This is a genomic window from Mycobacterium terramassiliense (assembly GCF_900157385.1).
Classification (GTDB): Bacteria; Actinomycetota; Actinomycetes; order Mycobacteriales; family Mycobacteriaceae; genus Mycobacterium; species Mycobacterium terramassiliense.
Window position 1 is genome coordinate 1688711 of sequence record NZ_LT717701.1, and the last position, 15760, is coordinate 1704470.

Genomic DNA, 15760 nt, shown 5'->3' on the forward strand with positions numbered 1-15760 from the left:
TTACGGTTTCTTTACGCCCACTTCGAACATGTCCGCGCCCTAACCGTTGAGCCGTTCATAGAGGGCACGCAATACGGCGTATCGACGATCGACATCGGCGCGATCGGATTCCTCGGGAACCGATTCGGCACTCGCGCGCTGGATCATGGCCGCCTGGTCCTTCAGGACTTGTGCGCGTTGCCGGTCGGTCGCTTGTTCCATGATCGTCGTTAACGCATCGAGCTGGCGGATCATCACCGCGGGCATCCCCCGGCTGGCTTGGCGGATCTTCTCAAAGGCTCGCTGCACCAGCCGCTCATAGCTGACTTGATCGGAGATGACGCGAATGACGCCGCGATGGTCGCGATGGACTTGGGTGGGCGTCCATACCGGCGCGATTTTGCACAGACAGTCGCCGAGCCAGTCGATGCACGTTAGTGCTGTGAAGGTGTCGTTGACGGCCGGCGACAGCGCCCGGATGGCGATCTCGACGAGCTGATCCACGCCGAAGGCGACGTCCTGTGTCAGGGTGCGGTGCGGTCCGGTTGCCTGGGCGCGGGCCAGGTAGTCGGCCACCTGCTCGGCGGCGGTGGCAGGCCACACGCTGGCCAGTTCACGGCCTGCGACGAGGAAGTGGCCCGGGCGGTAGGGCAGTCGGATCACCGCGTCCGCCTCGGTGGCGACGCGGACCAGCGTCTGATGTCGAATGAATTGCAGGTACCCGCTTTTGGGAGTGCGAATGACGCTGCCGGAGGTTTCGATCCTGGCGAGCAGCTCGTCGAGCGACGGACCCTCTGCAGCCTTCCGTGCCGAGCGGGGCTGGTCGCTGCTCTGCACCGCGACGGCATGGGCCAGATCTTTCGCGATGCCGGCGATCACCTGTGGCAGCTGGATCTGGGTGGCGATGTGGTGAATGAAATAGATCAGCACCGCCAGATCGATAAGCACCAGACCGAAAGCGGTTGTGATGGAAATATGAGGGACGAACTCTCCCCGATCGCCGGGTCCGATCGACACCAGCACCACGACGCAATACACGAACGTTGCGACGAACGTGCCCAGCGTGAGCTGGGTGCCGCGGTCGCGGATGAAGTTGCGCAGCATCCGCGGACCAAACTGCGTCGACGCTGTCAACGGTCATGTAGTTCTCCCCACTGACGGTCAGGAGATCTCCTCGCTGGTGGCCACGAGTACTCCCCACGGACGGACGTGGGATCTCCCCGGTTGATCAGTTGGGTAGCGGCGCCACCCCCTTGCCGGTGGTGGCTTGGGCGAGCCTGAACGATTGGCCTTCGGTGACGCAGACGTGGGCGTGGTGTAACAGCCGGTCGACGGTGGCGGTGGCCAGGGTCTTGGGCATGAGTTCGTCGAAGCCGGCCGGGTGCAGATTGGATGACACTGCCAGCGAACGGGTTTCGTAGCAGGCGTCGACAAGCCGATAGAACCCTTCGGCGGCGTCCTCGCCGACGGGCAGCATGCCAATGTCATCAAGAATGATCAGATCGACTCGGGTGATGCGGCGGACCGCTTTGGTGATGGAGTCATCGGCGCGGTGACGGCGTACCAGGGCGCCGAGGTCGTCGATGGAAAACCAGGCCACGGTGCGTCCGGTGTCGATGGCCAGCTGTCCCAGGGCCTCGCAGAAGTGGCTCTTGCCGGTGCCGCTGGGACCACAGACGCAAAGGTTCTCGCGCCGGTCGACCCATTCCATGCCGCGCAGGGCTTGCTGGGTGGGTGCGGGGATGGAGCAGCGGGTTTCATCCCAAACGGCGAAGGTCTTGCCGGCCGGGAAGTTCGCCCGCGCTCGCCGCAGCCGTAGGGTGGCTTCGTCGCGGCCGGTGATCTCCTCACAAAGCAGTACGCGCAGCACCTCGGCGGGGTCCCAGCGTTGAGCTCGGGCGGTGGGCACCACGTCGGCAATGGCTTTGCGCAGGTAGGGCATCCGCAGGCGGCGGGTTAACGCGATCACCTCCTCGAGGGTCTGGGTGGCGGGCCCGGCGACACCGGATCCGACCGTCACTGCCGGTTTTTTGGTTGCGGTCACTTTTCACCGCCGGGATTGGTCGCGCCGAACCCCGACCAGCCGGCGGTGCCGGGTTGCAGGCTGTGGGTTTCGGTGGCCCGGGTCGGCGGGCCGTTGGGCCCGTGCTGCTGGTGGGTCAAGATCGCGGCCAGATCCGCATCGGCGAATCGGCCGGCCAACGCCGCGGTGCCCAACGCTTGATCGACGGCAACCGAGCCGTGCAGTTTGGCGAACGCCACCGCTTCGGCCATCTTCGAGCGCACCCGAGCCGCGCCGGACGCAGCGGCCTCGGTCAGCCACGCGGCCGCGCCGTCACCGATAGCCAGAAACGCGGCCTCGGCCGGGTTGGCCGCGCGTGGGGTGCGGTCCCCGGGCAGCGCGCGGCCTCCGGGATGGTCACTGGGGTAATGCTCGTCGCGGATCTGGGGTCGCCCACGTTGCCCGCGCCCGTGGCGGGCGATCTCGACCGGGCCCGCTTCATCGATGACGGTGACTACCAATTCCTCACCGCACCAGCGCACCCAGACCCGCTCATCGATGTGGTGGTGCGGCACCGAATAGCGCACTCCCTCCACGCTGATCGTGGAGTCCCAGCCCACCCGGCGGGTCAGGCCGAACGCAATGGCCACCGGTTGGGCGGGCAGCACATGCAGCCGTGCACGTTCCTCGACCAACAGCTCAGCGGGGACCTGACCGGTCACCCGATGCGGCCGGGCATTGACCTGCTCACAGAAGTCACGACAGGCCTGGGCCAGCTCAGCGAAGGTGGCGTAGGCATCAAGCAGATTAGCCTCGGTGGGCACCAGATCGGCTTTGGCGATGCGCACGGTGGCCTCCGCACCGCCCTTGGACTGAGGGTCAGCCGGCACACAGGTGCGGATCGTCATCCCGTAATGCCGACCCGCGGCCACCACGTCGGGATGCCGAATCGGTACCCGGGCAACATGTTCGACAGTGACCGTCTTCTCGTTGTCAGTCAACGCATACGTCGGTGCCCCACCGATCACCCGCAGCGTGGCGTCCAAACAGCCCAGCAGGGTCGGCAGGGTGCGATCCCAGGTGGGCAGCACCACCCGAAACCGTGACCAGGCCAGCCAGGCGCAGAACAACAACGTGGGCCGACCGGCGACGGTGGGCCCTTGGCCCCAGTCGAACTGCAGCCATAACCCCGGCTCAGCCACCCACGGCCGAAACACCCTGCGATGACCCGACCGCCACGACTTCTTCGCCGCCGCCACCGCTCGCCGGGTGGTGCGCTCCGAGCCGCCGAAGCCCATCGCAACCAGCTTGTCGTGCGCGACGTCGGCGCGGATCAACCCCTGCGAATGGTCCACCCACTCCTCGATCTTGTCCAGGAACGGATCAATGGCCATCGCCCGCCGCGGCCGCTCCTCCGGGCTGAGCCCGGCATCGCGCAACGCCACGTAGTGAGCCACCGTCTTGTGATCACAGCCAGCCAACGCCGCCGCCGCTCGTAATCCGCCGGTCAAATCAAACGCCTCCAAAATCTCCATGATCTCCTCACTGCTCTTCACTTACTGGCCTTCCGCCCTGGACACATTCGGTCCAGAACAGCCAGCCCGACACCGCCGCCGACAACCGGCAGCGACACGACCGCAATGGGGAAATCCGTGGCCGTCAGTGGGGAGAATTCATGACCGCCAGCGGGGAGATCAGCTGGCCGTCAGTGGGGATTTTTCCGTGTCCGCCGACAGACGCCAGGGTCAGCGTGACGATCGTGATGGAAAAGACGATGCCGACGACGGTGATTACCGATGCCGCGATCGAAGTCAGGAGTTGACGCGCCGCGTCGGCGGAGCCGCTGACCACCCAGGATGGGGGTCGGAATCGGCCGTCGTAAGCGGCTCTATCAAGCCGCAGGGTGAGCACGAAAAGCGCGAGCGCGCCGACTACCAGAATCGTAGGAACCAACCACAGATTGGTGCGCAGCTCTTCTCGCTGCCACTCTGGCCACACCATACGGAGGCGTGGCATCACATCAGTTAAGCCCCTGTCGATTGAAGATCCTTACGTTCACTACCACGGCGGATATCTAACTGACCGGTCCCGATAAGCGCAAGCCGCTTCTGCTGGCCGCTTCGGTGCGGGCTCGCCGCTCATGCTCTCGCCGCGTCGATAAGGTCGCGTAAAGGTGGGGCCGTGCAGCGTATAAATGTCGTTTGGATTGTTAGTGGGCGTCGCGAATTGGGCGTAGACCCAAGCTCATGCGAAAAACCGTGCAGCGACGCCCCGAGCCGGGCATCCTCCAGCTGTCCCAGAGTGCGCCGGCGCAACCGCAGTGGTGGTCGCGGCCGCTCGAGGGCGCCCACCAGTGGGGATCGTTCGATGCCACGGTTGGCAGATACGGCGTGCAGCGCTACCGGTTGACCGTCTACCCGCCCGGAAGCACGACCGCTGACCGTCGGCTGGCGCGACTGTGGCGGGGGTGGCCGATAACCGGCGCCGTGCTCGGATTGCTTGCGATCATGCTGCTGGGCGATGCGGCGGCCTCACCCCACACCGTGCTCGCGATCTTCGTGGTCGCATACGTGGGTATCGGCGCGCTGCTATTCCTGCGAGCCGGACCCGTCCGCGTGCGAGTCAGGTCGATGTCAGTCAGCCTTTTGCCCAATGGCGCCGACGTGGCTGAGCGGCGCCGGCACACCGAGTGGCGAACGCTGACCGGCATGCTGACCGAGGCTGACCGCATGTTGGCGAACGGCGCGATCTCCCTGGTCGAGCATGAGGCCATCTGGTGGGAGGCTTACGACCGTGTCGAGGCGATCGCGCATGTCTGACACGTTGTCGCAGATTCCCGAGGCCGCCGCCGCGGCGGCGACTCTGCTGAGCGTCTACTACCTGGCGCGGCGAGGGCATGGGCGAAGCCGTGCCGAATCCTGGCCAGGTCGACGAAATCGTCGGGTGTAGAACAGCCATCGATTCGAATACCGCGGTGCACTTCACGGTGTCAAGAAAGCATCAAAGGAACGACCGGTAGCGTCAAGAAGCCGTAATCCGCGTTGCGCGCGAGCATCGCGGTCTGATGCGATGGACGCCATGGCCCGCACTACGGTAGTCGCCGTCGCATTGCCTTCGGCGCTGGAGCGTTACGGTGTGGGCTGGGACGACGAACCGCCATCGTGCAGCCGAATCGGCTTCTGAACCCGGCTTTTTAGCGCTCGCGGTATCAAACCTTCGTTTCATTCCTATTCGACTTCGATTTGGAGTCGCCGTCGCGTCGTATCACGCGACTTCTGCTGTCGTACCTCCACCAAGCGAAAGTTATTATGGCCCAGATTATTTCCCACCCCCCGACGGTTCTTGTCACAGGTGCTACCGACGGCATCGGTTATGCAACGGCCCGCCGGTTCGTCGATGAAGGCGCAACCGTATATCTGCACGCCCCAGACGAGGATGCTGGCGAGAAGGCGATGACGCGCCTGGTGAAAGACGGAGCGGAGCCGCTGCGCCTGAACCTGGTCGTCGCCGACTTCACCCGCCTGGACGAGGTCGCCCGCGTGGCCGACACGCTCGCCGCGACCTTGCCGACGCTGGATGTCCTGGTGAACAACGCCGCGGTCGCCGCCCCCGAGGGACGCACGTACACGGCGGACGGGCATGAGCTGACGTTCCAGGTGAACTACCTGGCGCCCTACCTGCTCACCACAAAACTGGTTCCCAGGCTTGCCGGCGTCGGTGGACGAGTCGTCAACGTATCGTCGCTGCGGCACTCCGGGGGAAACATCAACTGGAAGAACCCGGCCGGCGACCAGTACTGGCCGCTGGCGGCGTATGCGCAATCCAAGCTCGCCCTGACGATGTACACGAAGTCGCTGGCCGAGGCCGGCGGTGACTCGTTCATCGCGCTCAGCGTTCATCCCGGCGTGTTCCAGACCCGGCTGCTGCGTATGTATGGCCGCGTCGGCCGGCCGCCCGAAGAGGCCGCACCGATCATCACCACGCTGGGGTCGCCCACGTATCCAGTCGTCGACGGTGGTTACTACGACGGCCTGAGCCTCGCGAAGGCCGCTGCGCTCGTGGAAAATCCGCGCGCTCGCAGCCGGCTGGAGAAGCTCAGCGTCCACCTCGTCGCGTCGGCGCTGCGCTGACCAGGAAGGGATGCAACGCGGTGTCCAAACGCGCCGACAAGAAGCGCGCCCGACGTTACAAGAACGCTAACCACGGAAAGCGTCCGAACTCTGGAAAGCGTTTACGCGTACCGAAACTCGCGACGAGCCGCCGCTAGGGTCTCGGCGGCTCGCCGGCATCCGTGGCCGGATCCTCGATCAGCGGAAGGCGCACCCGGAAGACCGTTTGGCCATCGGCGGATTCGGCAGTCACCGAACCGTGATGGGCCTTGACAATCGAACTCACGATGGCCAGGCCCAACCCGATGCCAGAGCCGTTGGAGCGGGACGTGTCCGCGCGGGCGAACCGCTCGAACAGCCGAGGCAGCAGGTCCGCATCGATGCCGGGACCGTCGTCGACCACCGTCAGCTCCGCATAGGGCGCGTCGGGGCCAAGGCGGTGGCAGGTGATTCCGGTCGTCACCGTGACACCCGGCGGTGTGTGCACCCGGGCGTTGCTGAGCAGGTTGCTGACCAGTTGGTGTAGCCGGGCGTGGTCGCCGCGGACCCACACCGGCTCGTCGGGCAGGTCTTTCACCCAATGGTGCGTCGGCGCCGCGACGGCGGCGTCGTTGACCGCATTGATGACGAGGTCCGCCAGGTCGACGTCCTGGGTCTGCAGATCCTCGCCCTCGCCCAGGCGTGACAGCAGCAGCAGTTCGTCGACGAGCACCGCCATGCGCCGCGCTTCCGACTCGATGCGCGCCAGCGCGTATTCGGTGGTCGGCGGCAGCGCCGAACTGTCCTGGCGCGTCAGTTCGGCGTAGCCCTGGATCGCCGCCAGCGGCGTCCGCAGCTCATGGCTGGCGTCGGTGATGAATTGCCGCATCCGCATATCGGACTCGGCCCGATGCGCCAGCGCGCTATCGACGTTGTCCAGCAACCGGTTCAGCGTGTGCCCGACGATTCCGACTTCGTTGTCCGGATCGGTGTCCTGCGGTCGCACCCTGGCGCTGATCCGGTGATCGCCGTCGGTCAGGGGCATGGCGGCGACCTCGGCGGCGGTCGCGGCGAGCCGGCGCAGCGGGCGCAGGGTGGACCCGACGACCCACACGGTCAGCCCCGCGGTGACCGTCAGGGCCACGGCGACAAGCGCCGTGGTGGTCAGCTGCTTGCGAACGATGATCTGGTCGGCGCGGGCCAGCGATACGCCGACGACCAAGAGGTCGGATCCACTGACGCGGCTGTCGACGCGATACGAACCGAGGCTGCCAAGTTTTTCGGTTCGTGGCGGCGCGTCGGGCCAGGACTGCGCTTCCAGGGCGCGGACCACGTCGGGCGGCGCCGGCCGCGCTTCGGCTTCGGAGAAGACCGCCGAGCCGATCACCGTGCCATCGTGCAGCACGGCGATGACGTTGCCCGGCGTTTGATCGGTGAATTCGAGCATGGCCTGCGCGATCGGCTGGGCGCCCGGTTGCGCCGCCGCATGTTCGCCGTTGCGGTATCTGGAGTACGAGTTGCTCAGCGCGTCAAGGGATTGGTCGACGTCGGCGTCGCTCATCGCGGTGACGTAGCCGCGCAGGCTTAGCACCGAGACGATGCCGACCGTCACCAGCACCACGCTGACGACGGCCAACACGCCCAAAAGCAATTGGCGGCGCAGCGAGTGGGGAAGCCACCGGGGACGGTCCCTGAATGCGGTGTGTCCCTCGCCGATCATTCCGGCGGTCGCAGCATGTATCCCACGCCGCGGACGGTGTGGATCATCGGCTCGCGGCCGTAGTCGATTTTCTTTCTCAGGTACGAGATGTACAGGTCCACGATGCTAGTGCGCCCGGCGAAGTCGTAATTCCAGACGCGGTCCAGGATTTCGGTGCGGCTCAGCGCGCGACGGGGATTGCGCATCAGGAAGCGAAGCAGTTCGAACTCTGTCGACGACAGCGAGATCGGGATGCCGCCGCGGGTGACCTCGCGGCTGGCGGTGTCGACGTGCAGGTCGCCGATCTTCAGGGATTCGGCCGCCGGTGGGGTCAGCTGAGTGGAGCGGCGCAACAACCCCCGGAGCCGCGCGACGAGTTCCTCGAGGCTGAACGGCTTCGTCATGTAGTCGTCCGCGCCCGCGGTGAGGCCGGTCACGCGGTCCATGACCGAATCGCGCGCGGTGAGGAACAGCGTGGGGGTGTAGGCGTCGGATTCGCGGATCCGCTGCAGGATCCGCAGCCCGTCCACGTCGGGGAGCATGATGTCGAGCACGAGCACGTCGGGATTGACGCTCTCGAACTTCGCGAGTGCCTCGCGCCCGTTGTGGGCGATGTCGACGACCCAGCCCTCGTAGTGCAGCGCCATCTTCACCAGGTTGGTCAACGCGGGCTCGTCGTCGACCAGCAAAACCCGGATCGGGGAGCCGTCGGCACGGTAAATGCGGGGCAGCTGCCCCAGGATGGCCTGGCGTGGCCGTTGGCTGCCTGCGTATCCCGTCATCACGGTCATGTTCCTACATTCTCCCAAGCGCACATGTCATTGTCACGGACCTCATAGAGATCTCAAATAAAACTCTGTTCCGTAGCTCACATCAAAGCGCGCTCAAATATGTGTTTTATATGTCTCGCACCTGTGAGCTTGAGGTGAGATGATTATCCAAAAATACTGGTATGCATGGATGTTGGTTTAAGAGAGCCGAGGAGCTTCGGGCGGTAGTGCCCCAAATCACACGCATACGAATGGAATTCATTGATCATAAGGCGCTGCGCTTCAGCAGATGCCGTCGCGGCCGGACGGGCGCGCACGACGGCCGCGGACAAAGCCGCCCTGAATCTCGTTAACGCAAAGTTACGCGATGTTACGAATACTGGCATTTGCAAATGAATTTCGTAGCGCGAGCATCGTGCGCCCTGTCAACAGCGGCTTCACCGACGGTTGCTGATTGCAAGACGATCGGCTTTGCCTGCTCCCTCAATCGGGCTGGAGAACCAACCGGTCGCGCTTCGGTCGAGCGGGTAATGCCGACGGACATCGACGGCGATGTCCGCGCGTATAGAGGAGCGCTTCGTCGCGATTCGCGTCAAGCGCGGCGGGGCGCGGCTCGCGGTGGAGACGTGCTCTCGCTCACCACGGCCGTCCGCGGCATCGGCGCCGCGGACGCAAGATCCACATAACTGGACCAGCAAACTCAAGCGAAGGATAGGAACGGGCGATGGACTTTGGCGCGCTGCCACCGGAGATCAACTCCGGTCGGATGTATCTGGGTCCGGGGCCCGGAACCCTGTTGACCGCGTCGGCGGGTTGGGAATCGCTGGCCGCCGAGCTGACCGACGCCGCCAGCGGGTACCAGTCGGTGATCGCCAGCCTTACCGACGAGTCCTGGCTGGGACCGACGTCGCTGTCGATGGCGGCCGCGGTGACGCCCTACATATCGTGGATGACGGGCACCGCCGCGCAGTGTGAGCAGTCGGCCACCCAGGCCACGGCCGCCGCGGCGGCGTTCGAAACGGCATACGCGATGACGGTGCCGCCGCCGCTGATCGCGGCCAACCGCGCCCAGCTCATGGCGCTGATCGCGACCAACATCTTCGGGCAGAACACGCCGGCGATCATGGCCACAGAAGCCGAGTACAGCGAGATGTGGGCGCAGGACGCCACGGCGATGTACGGCTACGCCGCCAATGCGGCTGCGGCGTCGGCTTTTTCGACGTTCACCGCGCCGCCCCAGACGACCAACCCGGGCGGCGTCGCCGGGCAGACCGGCGCCCAGGTCGGCAGCAACGCCCAGACGACGACGGCTCAGTTGATGTCCTCGGTGCCCCAAACTCTGCAGAGCTTGGCGACCCCGGGCGCCGCGTCCGGCACCGGGCTGTCGCCGGCGGCGGGCGCCGCCGTGTCGCTGGGATCGTCGGGGGCTTCCGCCCCGCTCAGCGCGCTGTCGAGTCTGACCGGGGCTACGGGCAAAACCGCCACCAAGGGCGCCAGCACCGGTGCGAGTGCGCTCTCCGGATTGACCTCGAGCCTCACATCTCTGCTCAGCGGAAACACGGGCGGGGTTGGCCTCGATGCGATCGGCCTGGGCTCCGACCTGGCGGGGCTCGGCGGCGACGGCGCCGGCTTGGGCGCCGACGGCGCGGGGCTTGGCTTCGACGGGTATGGCCTGAGCCTGGATTTCGCAGGCTTGGGATCGCTCGAGGGAGTCGACGGGGGAGCCGTCAGTGGCCTGGGAGGCCTCGGACCCGTTGGGGGTTTGGGCGCGGCAGCGTCGGCGAGCGTGGGTCAAGCGCCTTCGCTCGGCACCCTGTCGGTGCCGCCGACTTGGGCCGACGCCGTCTCGTCGGTCACGCCGCTGCCCGCGCTGGACGCCAACGCCATGCCGGGCGGGTGGGGCGCATCGCCCGCGTCAGCCCCCACCGCGGGCATCTCCAAGCTGCCGCTGGGCGGCATGGTCGGACGCGAATCCGAGGGTGCGGTCCAGCGAATCGGGTTCCGCCCCACGCTGATTCCGCGTTCGCCGGTGGCCGGGTAGCGCGGACAATGCAACGGGGCCGCACACCCACCGGTGTGCGGCCCCGTTCTTAAGCGTGCGGTGTCAGGCCCAGCTGGACCCGACGGCGCTGTCGGTGCTGGCCATGTTGCTGCCGGCGCTTTGCACCTTCTGGCCGTGGGAGTTGGCCTGCTCGTAGATCACCTGGAAGTTGCGACCCAACTGGGTGATGAACTCCTGGCAGGCCACCGAACCCGAGCCGCCCCAGAAGTCACCAGCGGCCAGCACATCGCGAACGATGGACTGGTGCTCGGCCTCCAACGACGCCGCCTGGGCGCGAATCGTCGCGCCGTGGGCGTCCACATCGCCAAACTGGTAATTGATGGTCATGTTTACGTCCTTTCAAGTCGTGAAAAGTCTTAGGCGACAGCGCCGTTGGGCTAGCTGCCGAGGATCTGCTGGGAAGCCTGCTCTTGCTGCTCGTAGTTGTTGGCGTCGCGGATCAGCCCGTCACGCACACCGTGCAGCATGTTCACGATGTTGCGGAAGGCCTGATTCATCTGACCCATGGTGTCGTAGGAGGTCGCCTGCGCCTGGCCACTCCAGCCGGCACCGGCGATGTTCATCGACGACGCCCACATCTTGCGAGCCTCGTCCTCAACGGTCTGCGCGTGGACCTCAAAACGGCCCGCCATCGCCCGCATCTCGTGCGGGTCGGTCATAAAACGTGTTGCCATGTCTTCTTTCTCCTTGTCTTGGAAGCCTTCAGCTTGACGAAGTCTTGTCGATTTATGATCGATGCGGTGCTAGCCGCATCAGGCATAGATCAAGGCGTACCGGCTAACTGTTCGCCTCGAATGGGTGACACATATCCTTTCTGTTTTCCCTCCCTTGTCACGGGATCAGACGACAACCTGCTTGGGCATGACGATCGGTTTGAAGCCGTACCGCGGGCCGGAGCCGTAGGCGGCAGCGCCCTTGGCCGCTCCCGCCATTCCCGGCATGCCGGGCATCGCCGCGACCGGCTCGGCCTCGGCGGCGGCGGTCCAGCCGGAGCCCTCGAGCGGAGCGGTCGACGAGGCCAGCGTCGCCGGGGCGGCCGAAGACCAGCTGGCCGGGACCGACAGGCCGCCGACCGTGGAGGCCTCGGCCATGCCCGCCGACATCCCTCCGCCGCCCACGCTGTTCACCAGGGCGCCTTCCGCCGCGACACCCCCGGCGAGCGGTGTAACGGAGTCGACGGTCGACCACGGCACGGCCGGAATTGCGCCCACTGTGTGCCCGAACGACACCGCCGTCGGGATGGTGTTGCCGACGAACCACGCCGCGGTCACACCGAACTGCTGGACGAGGTTGAAGTTGAACAGCGTGCCGAAGAAGCCGTCCGCCGCATCCAGCACCTCCGCCGGCCCAGGGAACGCGGTCGAGAAAGCGTTCCATATCTCGGTACCGAAGGACTCGGTCCCAAAGTTCGCCAACAAGCCACTCAACCCCGTCGCCGCGCTGTTGCTCTGGGCGGACGCCAAGGCGGTCGACACCGCGGCACCTTGGGTGGCGGCCGCGGCCGGACTGGCGGTCGGCGACGCCGGCGTCAGCGGCTGAAGGACCGAGGAAGCCGCCGCGCTGGCCGCGTAGGTGTACATGGTGAGTGCGTCTTGGACCCACATTTCCATGTATTGGGCCTCAGTGGCCATGATCGCCGGCGTATTGATGCCCAGGAAGTTGGTCGCCACCAGCGCCGCCAGCAGCGACCGGTTAGCGGCGATCACCGGCGGGGGTACGGTCCCCGCAAAGGCTGCCTCGTAGGCGGCCGCCGCGGTCGAAGCCTGAGCGCCCGCTTGCTCGGCCGCCGCGGAGGTCGTGGTCAGCCAGGAAATGTACGGCGCGGCCGCGGCCGCCGCCGCCGCCGACCCCGCACCCGTCCACTGCTCGCCGGTCAACGTCCCGACGATCGACTCCCAGGAGGACGCGGTGGTGCTGAGCTCGGCCGCCAGATTGCTCCAAGCCGTTGCCGCGGCCATGAGCGGTCCGGAACCGGCGCCGGCGTACATGAGGCTCGAGTTGATCTCGGGGGGCAAGGCTGCAAAATCGAGAACCATTTTTCTGTATCCCGTTCTGTTGTTGGAAACCTGTTTGCTTGGGTGTGCGCGCGGCGGCTGCTAGACGGCCGTCGGCTTCGGCATGACGATGGGCTTGACGCCGTAGCGCGGGGCGCCGAAGCCGGCGCTGTTGCGGGCGGCGCCCCCCAATCCCGGCATCCCGGGCACGATCGTCCCCGGGCCGGCCTGCGGCGCGGCGCCGGTCCAGCCGACGGTCTGAACAGCTGTGACGGGACTGAGCCCGGGCGTGAAACTGCCGGCCCAGCTCGGGGGAACCGACAACTTGCCGACCATGGTCGCCTGGCCGGTGCTGGCGACCGGCATCGCGGCCATGGCGCCCGCGCCCCCTAGGCCCCCGGCCGGCGCCACCGCGTTCACATCCGCCGCGCCCGCCGCAGCGCCTGCTGCGTCACCAGCAGCGCCAGCAGCGTTGCCGGCAGAAGTATCTATCAGGCCGCCGCCGGCCATGCCGAGGCAGTCGGACATGGCCGACGCCCAGTTTCCGCCCTCGAAGCTGAGGAAGTTGGCCGTGTTGCCCGAGAAGCTGAGCGGGTTTCCGCCCGAGCTGTTGAGCGGGCCGCCGAGGAACGTCGCAACGTTGGTCAAGCCAGTGGCGATGGTGTCGAAGGGGTTGGACGCCGCCGACGCGTTGGCGGCCTCGGTGGCGGTGTAGGTGCCCGAGCTGAGGCCGAGGGTCTGCACGAACTGCTGTTGCATCGACTGGGCCTCGGCGGCCAGCTGCTGGTAGAGCGTGCCGTACGTCGAGAAGATTCCCGCCTGTAGACCCGATACCGGGTCGGCGGCCGCGGGAGCGATGGTCGTCGTCGGTGCCGCGGCCCCCGCATTCTGCGCCGTCAGTGAACTGCCGATCCCTTCCAGCTGTGCCGCGGCGGCGAGCAACTCTTCAGGAATTGTTGTCAGAAACGACATCTTCTGCTCCTAGTGTTGGGAACTTGCCGAAACCCACCCGGTGGCTCGGCACTGTGTGTTCGCGTAACGGCTCCTGTGCGTCGGCGTAAGGTTAACGAGCCACGACTCCACAGTCCCGGCGGAAAAGGCTAGGGTGACGGGCGTTTACGGCTTCTTAACGACGACGCGAGCAGTTTTAACAAGGTCCTGTCGGCCGACATGGCGCTGTCATCTGAGATGCCCCCGCAAAGCATCAAGAGGCCCGCGGCGGGCGCATCTTAGGCCAAATGCGGTCGGGCCGCATCTTTGGATTTTCGCCGTTTTTTGGTGGGGCGCGACGCCCCGTTGTGCGGCTCCGCGCGCTAAATTCGCCGCCGGGCCCCCATAGCCCAATTGGCAGAGGCAGCGGACTTAAAATCCGTCCAGTGTCGGTTCGAGTCCGACTGGGGGCACGGCGTTCGGGTGATGCTCAGGACGCACCAAACAAGGGACCCGCGATGACCGACGAACGTCCGGCCACCGACCCGCGCGGGCGGCACGAGCCGGTGGCGCGCGGCCATCAGCGGCGCTCCGCGGAGGACTCCGCGGCCTATCTGCTGCCTCACCTGAAGCCGGGTTCGTCGGTGCTCGACATCGGCTGCGGTCCCGGGACGATCACCGCCGACCTCGCCGAGCGGGTGGCGCCCGGAACGGTGCTGGCCGTCGACCTGTTCGCCGGCGTCCTCGAGGTGGCCCGCGCCGAGATCGAGCGGCGCAACCTGCCCAACGTCGCCTTCGCGGCCGCCGACGTGCATCACCTCGATTTCCCCGATGACGCCTTCGACGTCGTCCACGCCCACCAAGTGCTGCAGCACGTCGCCGATCCGGTGCAGGCGCTGCGGGAGATGCGCCGCGTGTGCCGGCCGGGCGGCATCGTCGCGGCGCGCGACGCCGACTACGCGGGGTTCGTCTGGTTCCCGCAGCTTCCCGCGCTCGATCTGTGGCGGGACCTGTATTGCCGGGCGGCACGCGCCAACCGCGGCGAGCCGGCTGCGGGCCGGCGGCTGCTGTCGTGGGCGCTGGCGGCCGGCTTCGACGACGTCGCGCCGACGGGCAGCGTCTGGTGCTACGCGACGCCCGAAACCCGCGAGTGGTGGGGCGGGATGTGGGCCGACCGGATCCTGCACTCCGGCGTGGCCCGCGAGCTGTTGCGGTTGGGTCTTGCCACCACAGCGCAGCTCGAGGAGATTGCGGCGGCGTGGCGGTCCTGGGCCGCGGCGCCGGACGGCTGGCTGTCCATCCCGCACGGCGAAATCCTGTGCCGCGCGTGAACGCGGCCCAATCCCCCTCGAGTATCGGGTGCATTCGGAGTCATCGGGGGCCACCGCAGTTGCCGCCGAGGGCGCCGCGAAGCCTCCCTCATACACTGACCCCTCGTGGGCATGCTGTTTTGCTTGGCGCCGTGGATCGTCTATTGGGTGCTGGTCGGTAACGTTCCGTTCGCCGCGGCCGCGCTCGTCGCGCTGACGCTGGCCGTCGCGGTGATCGCGGTCGGTCGCTCGGCGGGCAAACCGTGGGATGCATTCCAAGTCGGCTCTGCCGCAGTGTTTTTGGTGCTGACAATCCCGGCGCTCGCGCTCGATGACTCGTTCAACCAGCGGTGGATATTGCCGCTGGGCAACGCCGGGATCTTCGTGGTCGCTCTGGTCGGCGCGCTGCTCGGCAAGCCGTTCGCGCGCGCATCGGCGGCCGCCGAACGGCCCGACGACGTCGTCAAGACCCAGCTGTTCGCGCGGATGGCCGGCGTGCTCACCTGGGCCTGGGTCGCCGCGTTCGCGGGCATGACGGTGTCGTCGGCCATCCCGCCGATCGCCGATGCCAACGCGACGATCCTCGACACCCAGGCGCCGCTGTCCTATGTCTGCTACTGGGTCGTTCCGTTCTCGCTGCTGGGGGCGGCTGCGCTGGCCTCGCGCGTCCTGCCCGACCGGATGTTGGCGGGCATCGACGACGTCGCCCGCGAAACGTCGTTCGTCGCCTACGACGAGGCCACCATCGACGAGCTCTACTACCTGGCGCAGCAACACGCCGACCGCGAGGTCGGCCCCGGCAAGGAGGCCTACAACGTCAAGGTCGGCGGGATGGGGACGCCGCTGACGGGGGACGAGTCGCGAAAGTCGTGGCCCTCCACCTACAAAGTGCGCGATAAGCGGCGTTAGAAGCGCAAAGATTGGCT

At 66.7% G+C, this 15760-nt stretch carries 16 protein-coding genes and 1 tRNA gene; 7 read left to right on the forward strand and 10 right to left on the reverse strand.

Going from position 1 to position 15760, the window contains the following annotated elements:
• Nucleotides 1-39: 39 nt before the first annotated feature.
• The 4 genes from MTAB308_RS22755 to MTAB308_RS22770 all read right to left on the reverse strand — a co-directional run bounded on the left by MTAB308_RS22755 (nt 40) and on the right by MTAB308_RS22770 (nt 3997).
• Nucleotides 40-1113, reverse strand: coding sequence for a DUF2254 domain-containing protein (locus MTAB308_RS22755; protein ID WP_281253127.1), 1074 nt, complete (start codon nt 1111-1113; stop codon nt 40-42).
• A gap of 94 nt (nt 1114-1207) precedes the next feature.
• Nucleotides 1208-1921: an ATP-binding protein gene (locus tag MTAB308_RS22760; protein ID WP_083746431.1), complete on the reverse strand. Its 714-nt coding sequence runs from the start codon at nt 1919-1921 to the stop codon at nt 1208-1210.
• Between the two features lie 98 nt (nt 1922-2019).
• A complete protein-coding gene (gene istA / locus MTAB308_RS22765) occupies nt 2020-3537 on the reverse strand; it encodes an IS21 family transposase (RefSeq protein WP_077097808.1) in 1518 nt (505 codons plus the stop codon).
• Nucleotides 3538-3640: 103 nt separating this feature from the next.
• The gene (locus MTAB308_RS22770; protein ID WP_108637465.1) at nt 3641-3997 is read right to left on the reverse strand and encodes a DUF2254 family protein; all 357 of its coding nucleotides are present in this window, start codon (nt 3995-3997) and stop codon (nt 3641-3643) included.
• A 230-nt stretch (nt 3998-4227) separates the two neighbouring features.
• On the opposite strand from MTAB308_RS22770, the gene MTAB308_RS22775 reads away from it, so the two are divergent.
• The 3 genes from MTAB308_RS22775 to MTAB308_RS30640 all read left to right on the forward strand — a co-directional run bounded on the left by MTAB308_RS22775 (nt 4228) and on the right by MTAB308_RS30640 (nt 6248).
• Nucleotides 4228-4800: a DUF6611 family protein gene (locus tag MTAB308_RS22775; protein WP_083746634.1), complete on the forward strand. Its 573-nt coding sequence runs from the start codon at nt 4228-4230 to the stop codon at nt 4798-4800.
• Between the two features lie 423 nt (nt 4801-5223).
• The gene (locus MTAB308_RS22780; protein WP_157901000.1) at nt 5224-6111 is read left to right on the forward strand and encodes an SDR family NAD(P)-dependent oxidoreductase; all 888 of its coding nucleotides are present in this window, start codon (nt 5224-5226) and stop codon (nt 6109-6111) included.
• Between the two features lie 20 nt (nt 6112-6131).
• Complete coding sequence (locus MTAB308_RS30640) at nt 6132-6248, forward strand: 50S ribosomal protein bL37 (protein ID WP_425436304.1); 117 nt, start codon at nt 6132-6134, stop codon at nt 6246-6248.
• Here MTAB308_RS30640 and MTAB308_RS22785 read toward each other — a convergent pair.
• Together MTAB308_RS22785 and MTAB308_RS22790 are read right to left on the reverse strand one after the other, a co-directional pair.
• Entirely contained in the window at nt 6245-7789 is a 1545-nt protein-coding gene (locus tag MTAB308_RS22785; protein ID WP_077102389.1) for a sensor histidine kinase, read from the reverse strand. The genes MTAB308_RS30640 and MTAB308_RS22785 overlap by 4 nt on opposite strands.
• Complete coding sequence (locus MTAB308_RS22790; RefSeq protein ID WP_077102391.1) at nt 7786-8559, reverse strand: response regulator transcription factor; 774 nt, start codon at nt 8557-8559, stop codon at nt 7786-7788. Before MTAB308_RS22790 ends, MTAB308_RS22785 begins: the two co-directional genes overlap by 4 nt.
• Before the next feature lie 703 nt (nt 8560-9262).
• Here MTAB308_RS22790 and MTAB308_RS22795 point away from each other — a divergent pair.
• Complete coding sequence (locus MTAB308_RS22795) at nt 9263-10579, forward strand: PPE family protein (protein WP_077102393.1); 1317 nt, start codon at nt 9263-9265, stop codon at nt 10577-10579.
• Nucleotides 10580-10642: 63 nt separating this feature from the next.
• On the opposite strand, the gene MTAB308_RS22800 is transcribed toward MTAB308_RS22795, so the two are convergent.
• The 4 genes from MTAB308_RS22800 to MTAB308_RS22815 all read right to left on the reverse strand — a co-directional run bounded on the left by MTAB308_RS22800 (nt 10643) and on the right by MTAB308_RS22815 (nt 13566).
• A complete protein-coding gene (locus MTAB308_RS22800; RefSeq protein WP_077097458.1) occupies nt 10643-10927 on the reverse strand; it encodes a WXG100 family type VII secretion target in 285 nt (94 codons plus the stop codon).
• 50 nt (nt 10928-10977) lie between these two features.
• The gene (locus MTAB308_RS22805) at nt 10978-11274 is read right to left on the reverse strand and encodes a WXG100 family type VII secretion target (RefSeq protein WP_066914021.1); all 297 of its coding nucleotides are present in this window, start codon (nt 11272-11274) and stop codon (nt 10978-10980) included.
• 165 nt (nt 11275-11439) lie between these two features.
• On the reverse strand, nt 11440-12636 hold the full coding sequence (locus MTAB308_RS22810; RefSeq protein WP_077102395.1) for a PPE family protein: 1197 nt from the start codon (nt 12634-12636) through the stop codon (nt 11440-11442).
• A gap of 60 nt (nt 12637-12696) precedes the next feature.
• Nucleotides 12697-13566 (reverse strand): PPE family protein, SVP subgroup, encoded by an 870-nt coding sequence (locus MTAB308_RS22815; RefSeq protein WP_077102397.1) that lies wholly within the window; start codon nt 13564-13566, stop codon nt 12697-12699.
• A gap of 357 nt (nt 13567-13923) precedes the next feature.
• On the opposite strand from MTAB308_RS22815, the gene MTAB308_RS22820 reads away from it, so the two are divergent.
• The 3 genes from MTAB308_RS22820 to MTAB308_RS22830 all read left to right on the forward strand — a co-directional run bounded on the left by MTAB308_RS22820 (nt 13924) and on the right by MTAB308_RS22830 (nt 15743).
• Nucleotides 13924-13997 (forward strand) — tRNA-Leu (locus tag MTAB308_RS22820).
• Between the two features lie 45 nt (nt 13998-14042).
• Nucleotides 14043-14855: a methyltransferase domain-containing protein gene (locus tag MTAB308_RS22825; RefSeq protein ID WP_077102400.1), complete on the forward strand. Its 813-nt coding sequence runs from the start codon at nt 14043-14045 to the stop codon at nt 14853-14855.
• A gap of 105 nt (nt 14856-14960) precedes the next feature.
• The gene (locus MTAB308_RS22830; RefSeq protein WP_077102402.1) at nt 14961-15743 is read left to right on the forward strand and encodes a hypothetical protein; all 783 of its coding nucleotides are present in this window, start codon (nt 14961-14963) and stop codon (nt 15741-15743) included.
• Nucleotides 15744-15760: the final 17 nt, after the last annotated feature.

Coding starts and splice junctions, on each gene's coding strand:
- MTAB308_RS22760 (WP_083746431.1), bottom strand. CDS start 1,921: ATGCCCTACCTGCGCAAAGCCATTGCCGACGTGGTGCCCACCGCCCGA.
- MTAB308_RS22770 (WP_108637465.1), bottom strand. CDS start 3,997: ATGCCACGCCTCCGTATGGTGTGGCCAGAGTGGCAGCGAGAAGAGCTG.
- MTAB308_RS22775 (WP_083746634.1), top strand. CDS start 4,228: ATGCGAAAAACCGTGCAGCGACGCCCCGAGCCGGGCATCCTCCAGCTG.
- MTAB308_RS22785 (WP_077102389.1), bottom strand. CDS start 7,789: ATGATCGGCGAGGGACACACCGCATTCAGGGACCGTCCCCGGTGGCTT.
- MTAB308_RS22790 (WP_077102391.1), bottom strand. CDS start 8,559: ATGACCGTGATGACGGGATACGCAGGCAGCCAACGGCCACGCCAGGCC.
- MTAB308_RS22795 (WP_077102393.1), top strand. CDS start 9,263: ATGGACTTTGGCGCGCTGCCACCGGAGATCAACTCCGGTCGGATGTAT.
- MTAB308_RS22800 (WP_077097458.1), bottom strand. CDS start 10,927: ATGACCATCAATTACCAGTTTGGCGATGTGGACGCCCACGGCGCGACG.
- MTAB308_RS22805 (WP_066914021.1), bottom strand. CDS start 11,274: ATGGCAACACGTTTTATGACCGACCCGCACGAGATGCGGGCGATGGCG.
- MTAB308_RS22810 (WP_077102395.1), bottom strand. CDS start 12,636: ATGGTTCTCGATTTTGCAGCCTTGCCCCCCGAGATCAACTCGAGCCTC.
- MTAB308_RS22815 (WP_077102397.1), bottom strand. CDS start 13,566: ATGTCGTTTCTGACAACAATTCCTGAAGAGTTGCTCGCCGCCGCGGCA.
- MTAB308_RS22825 (WP_077102400.1), top strand. CDS start 14,043: ATGACCGACGAACGTCCGGCCACCGACCCGCGCGGGCGGCACGAGCCG.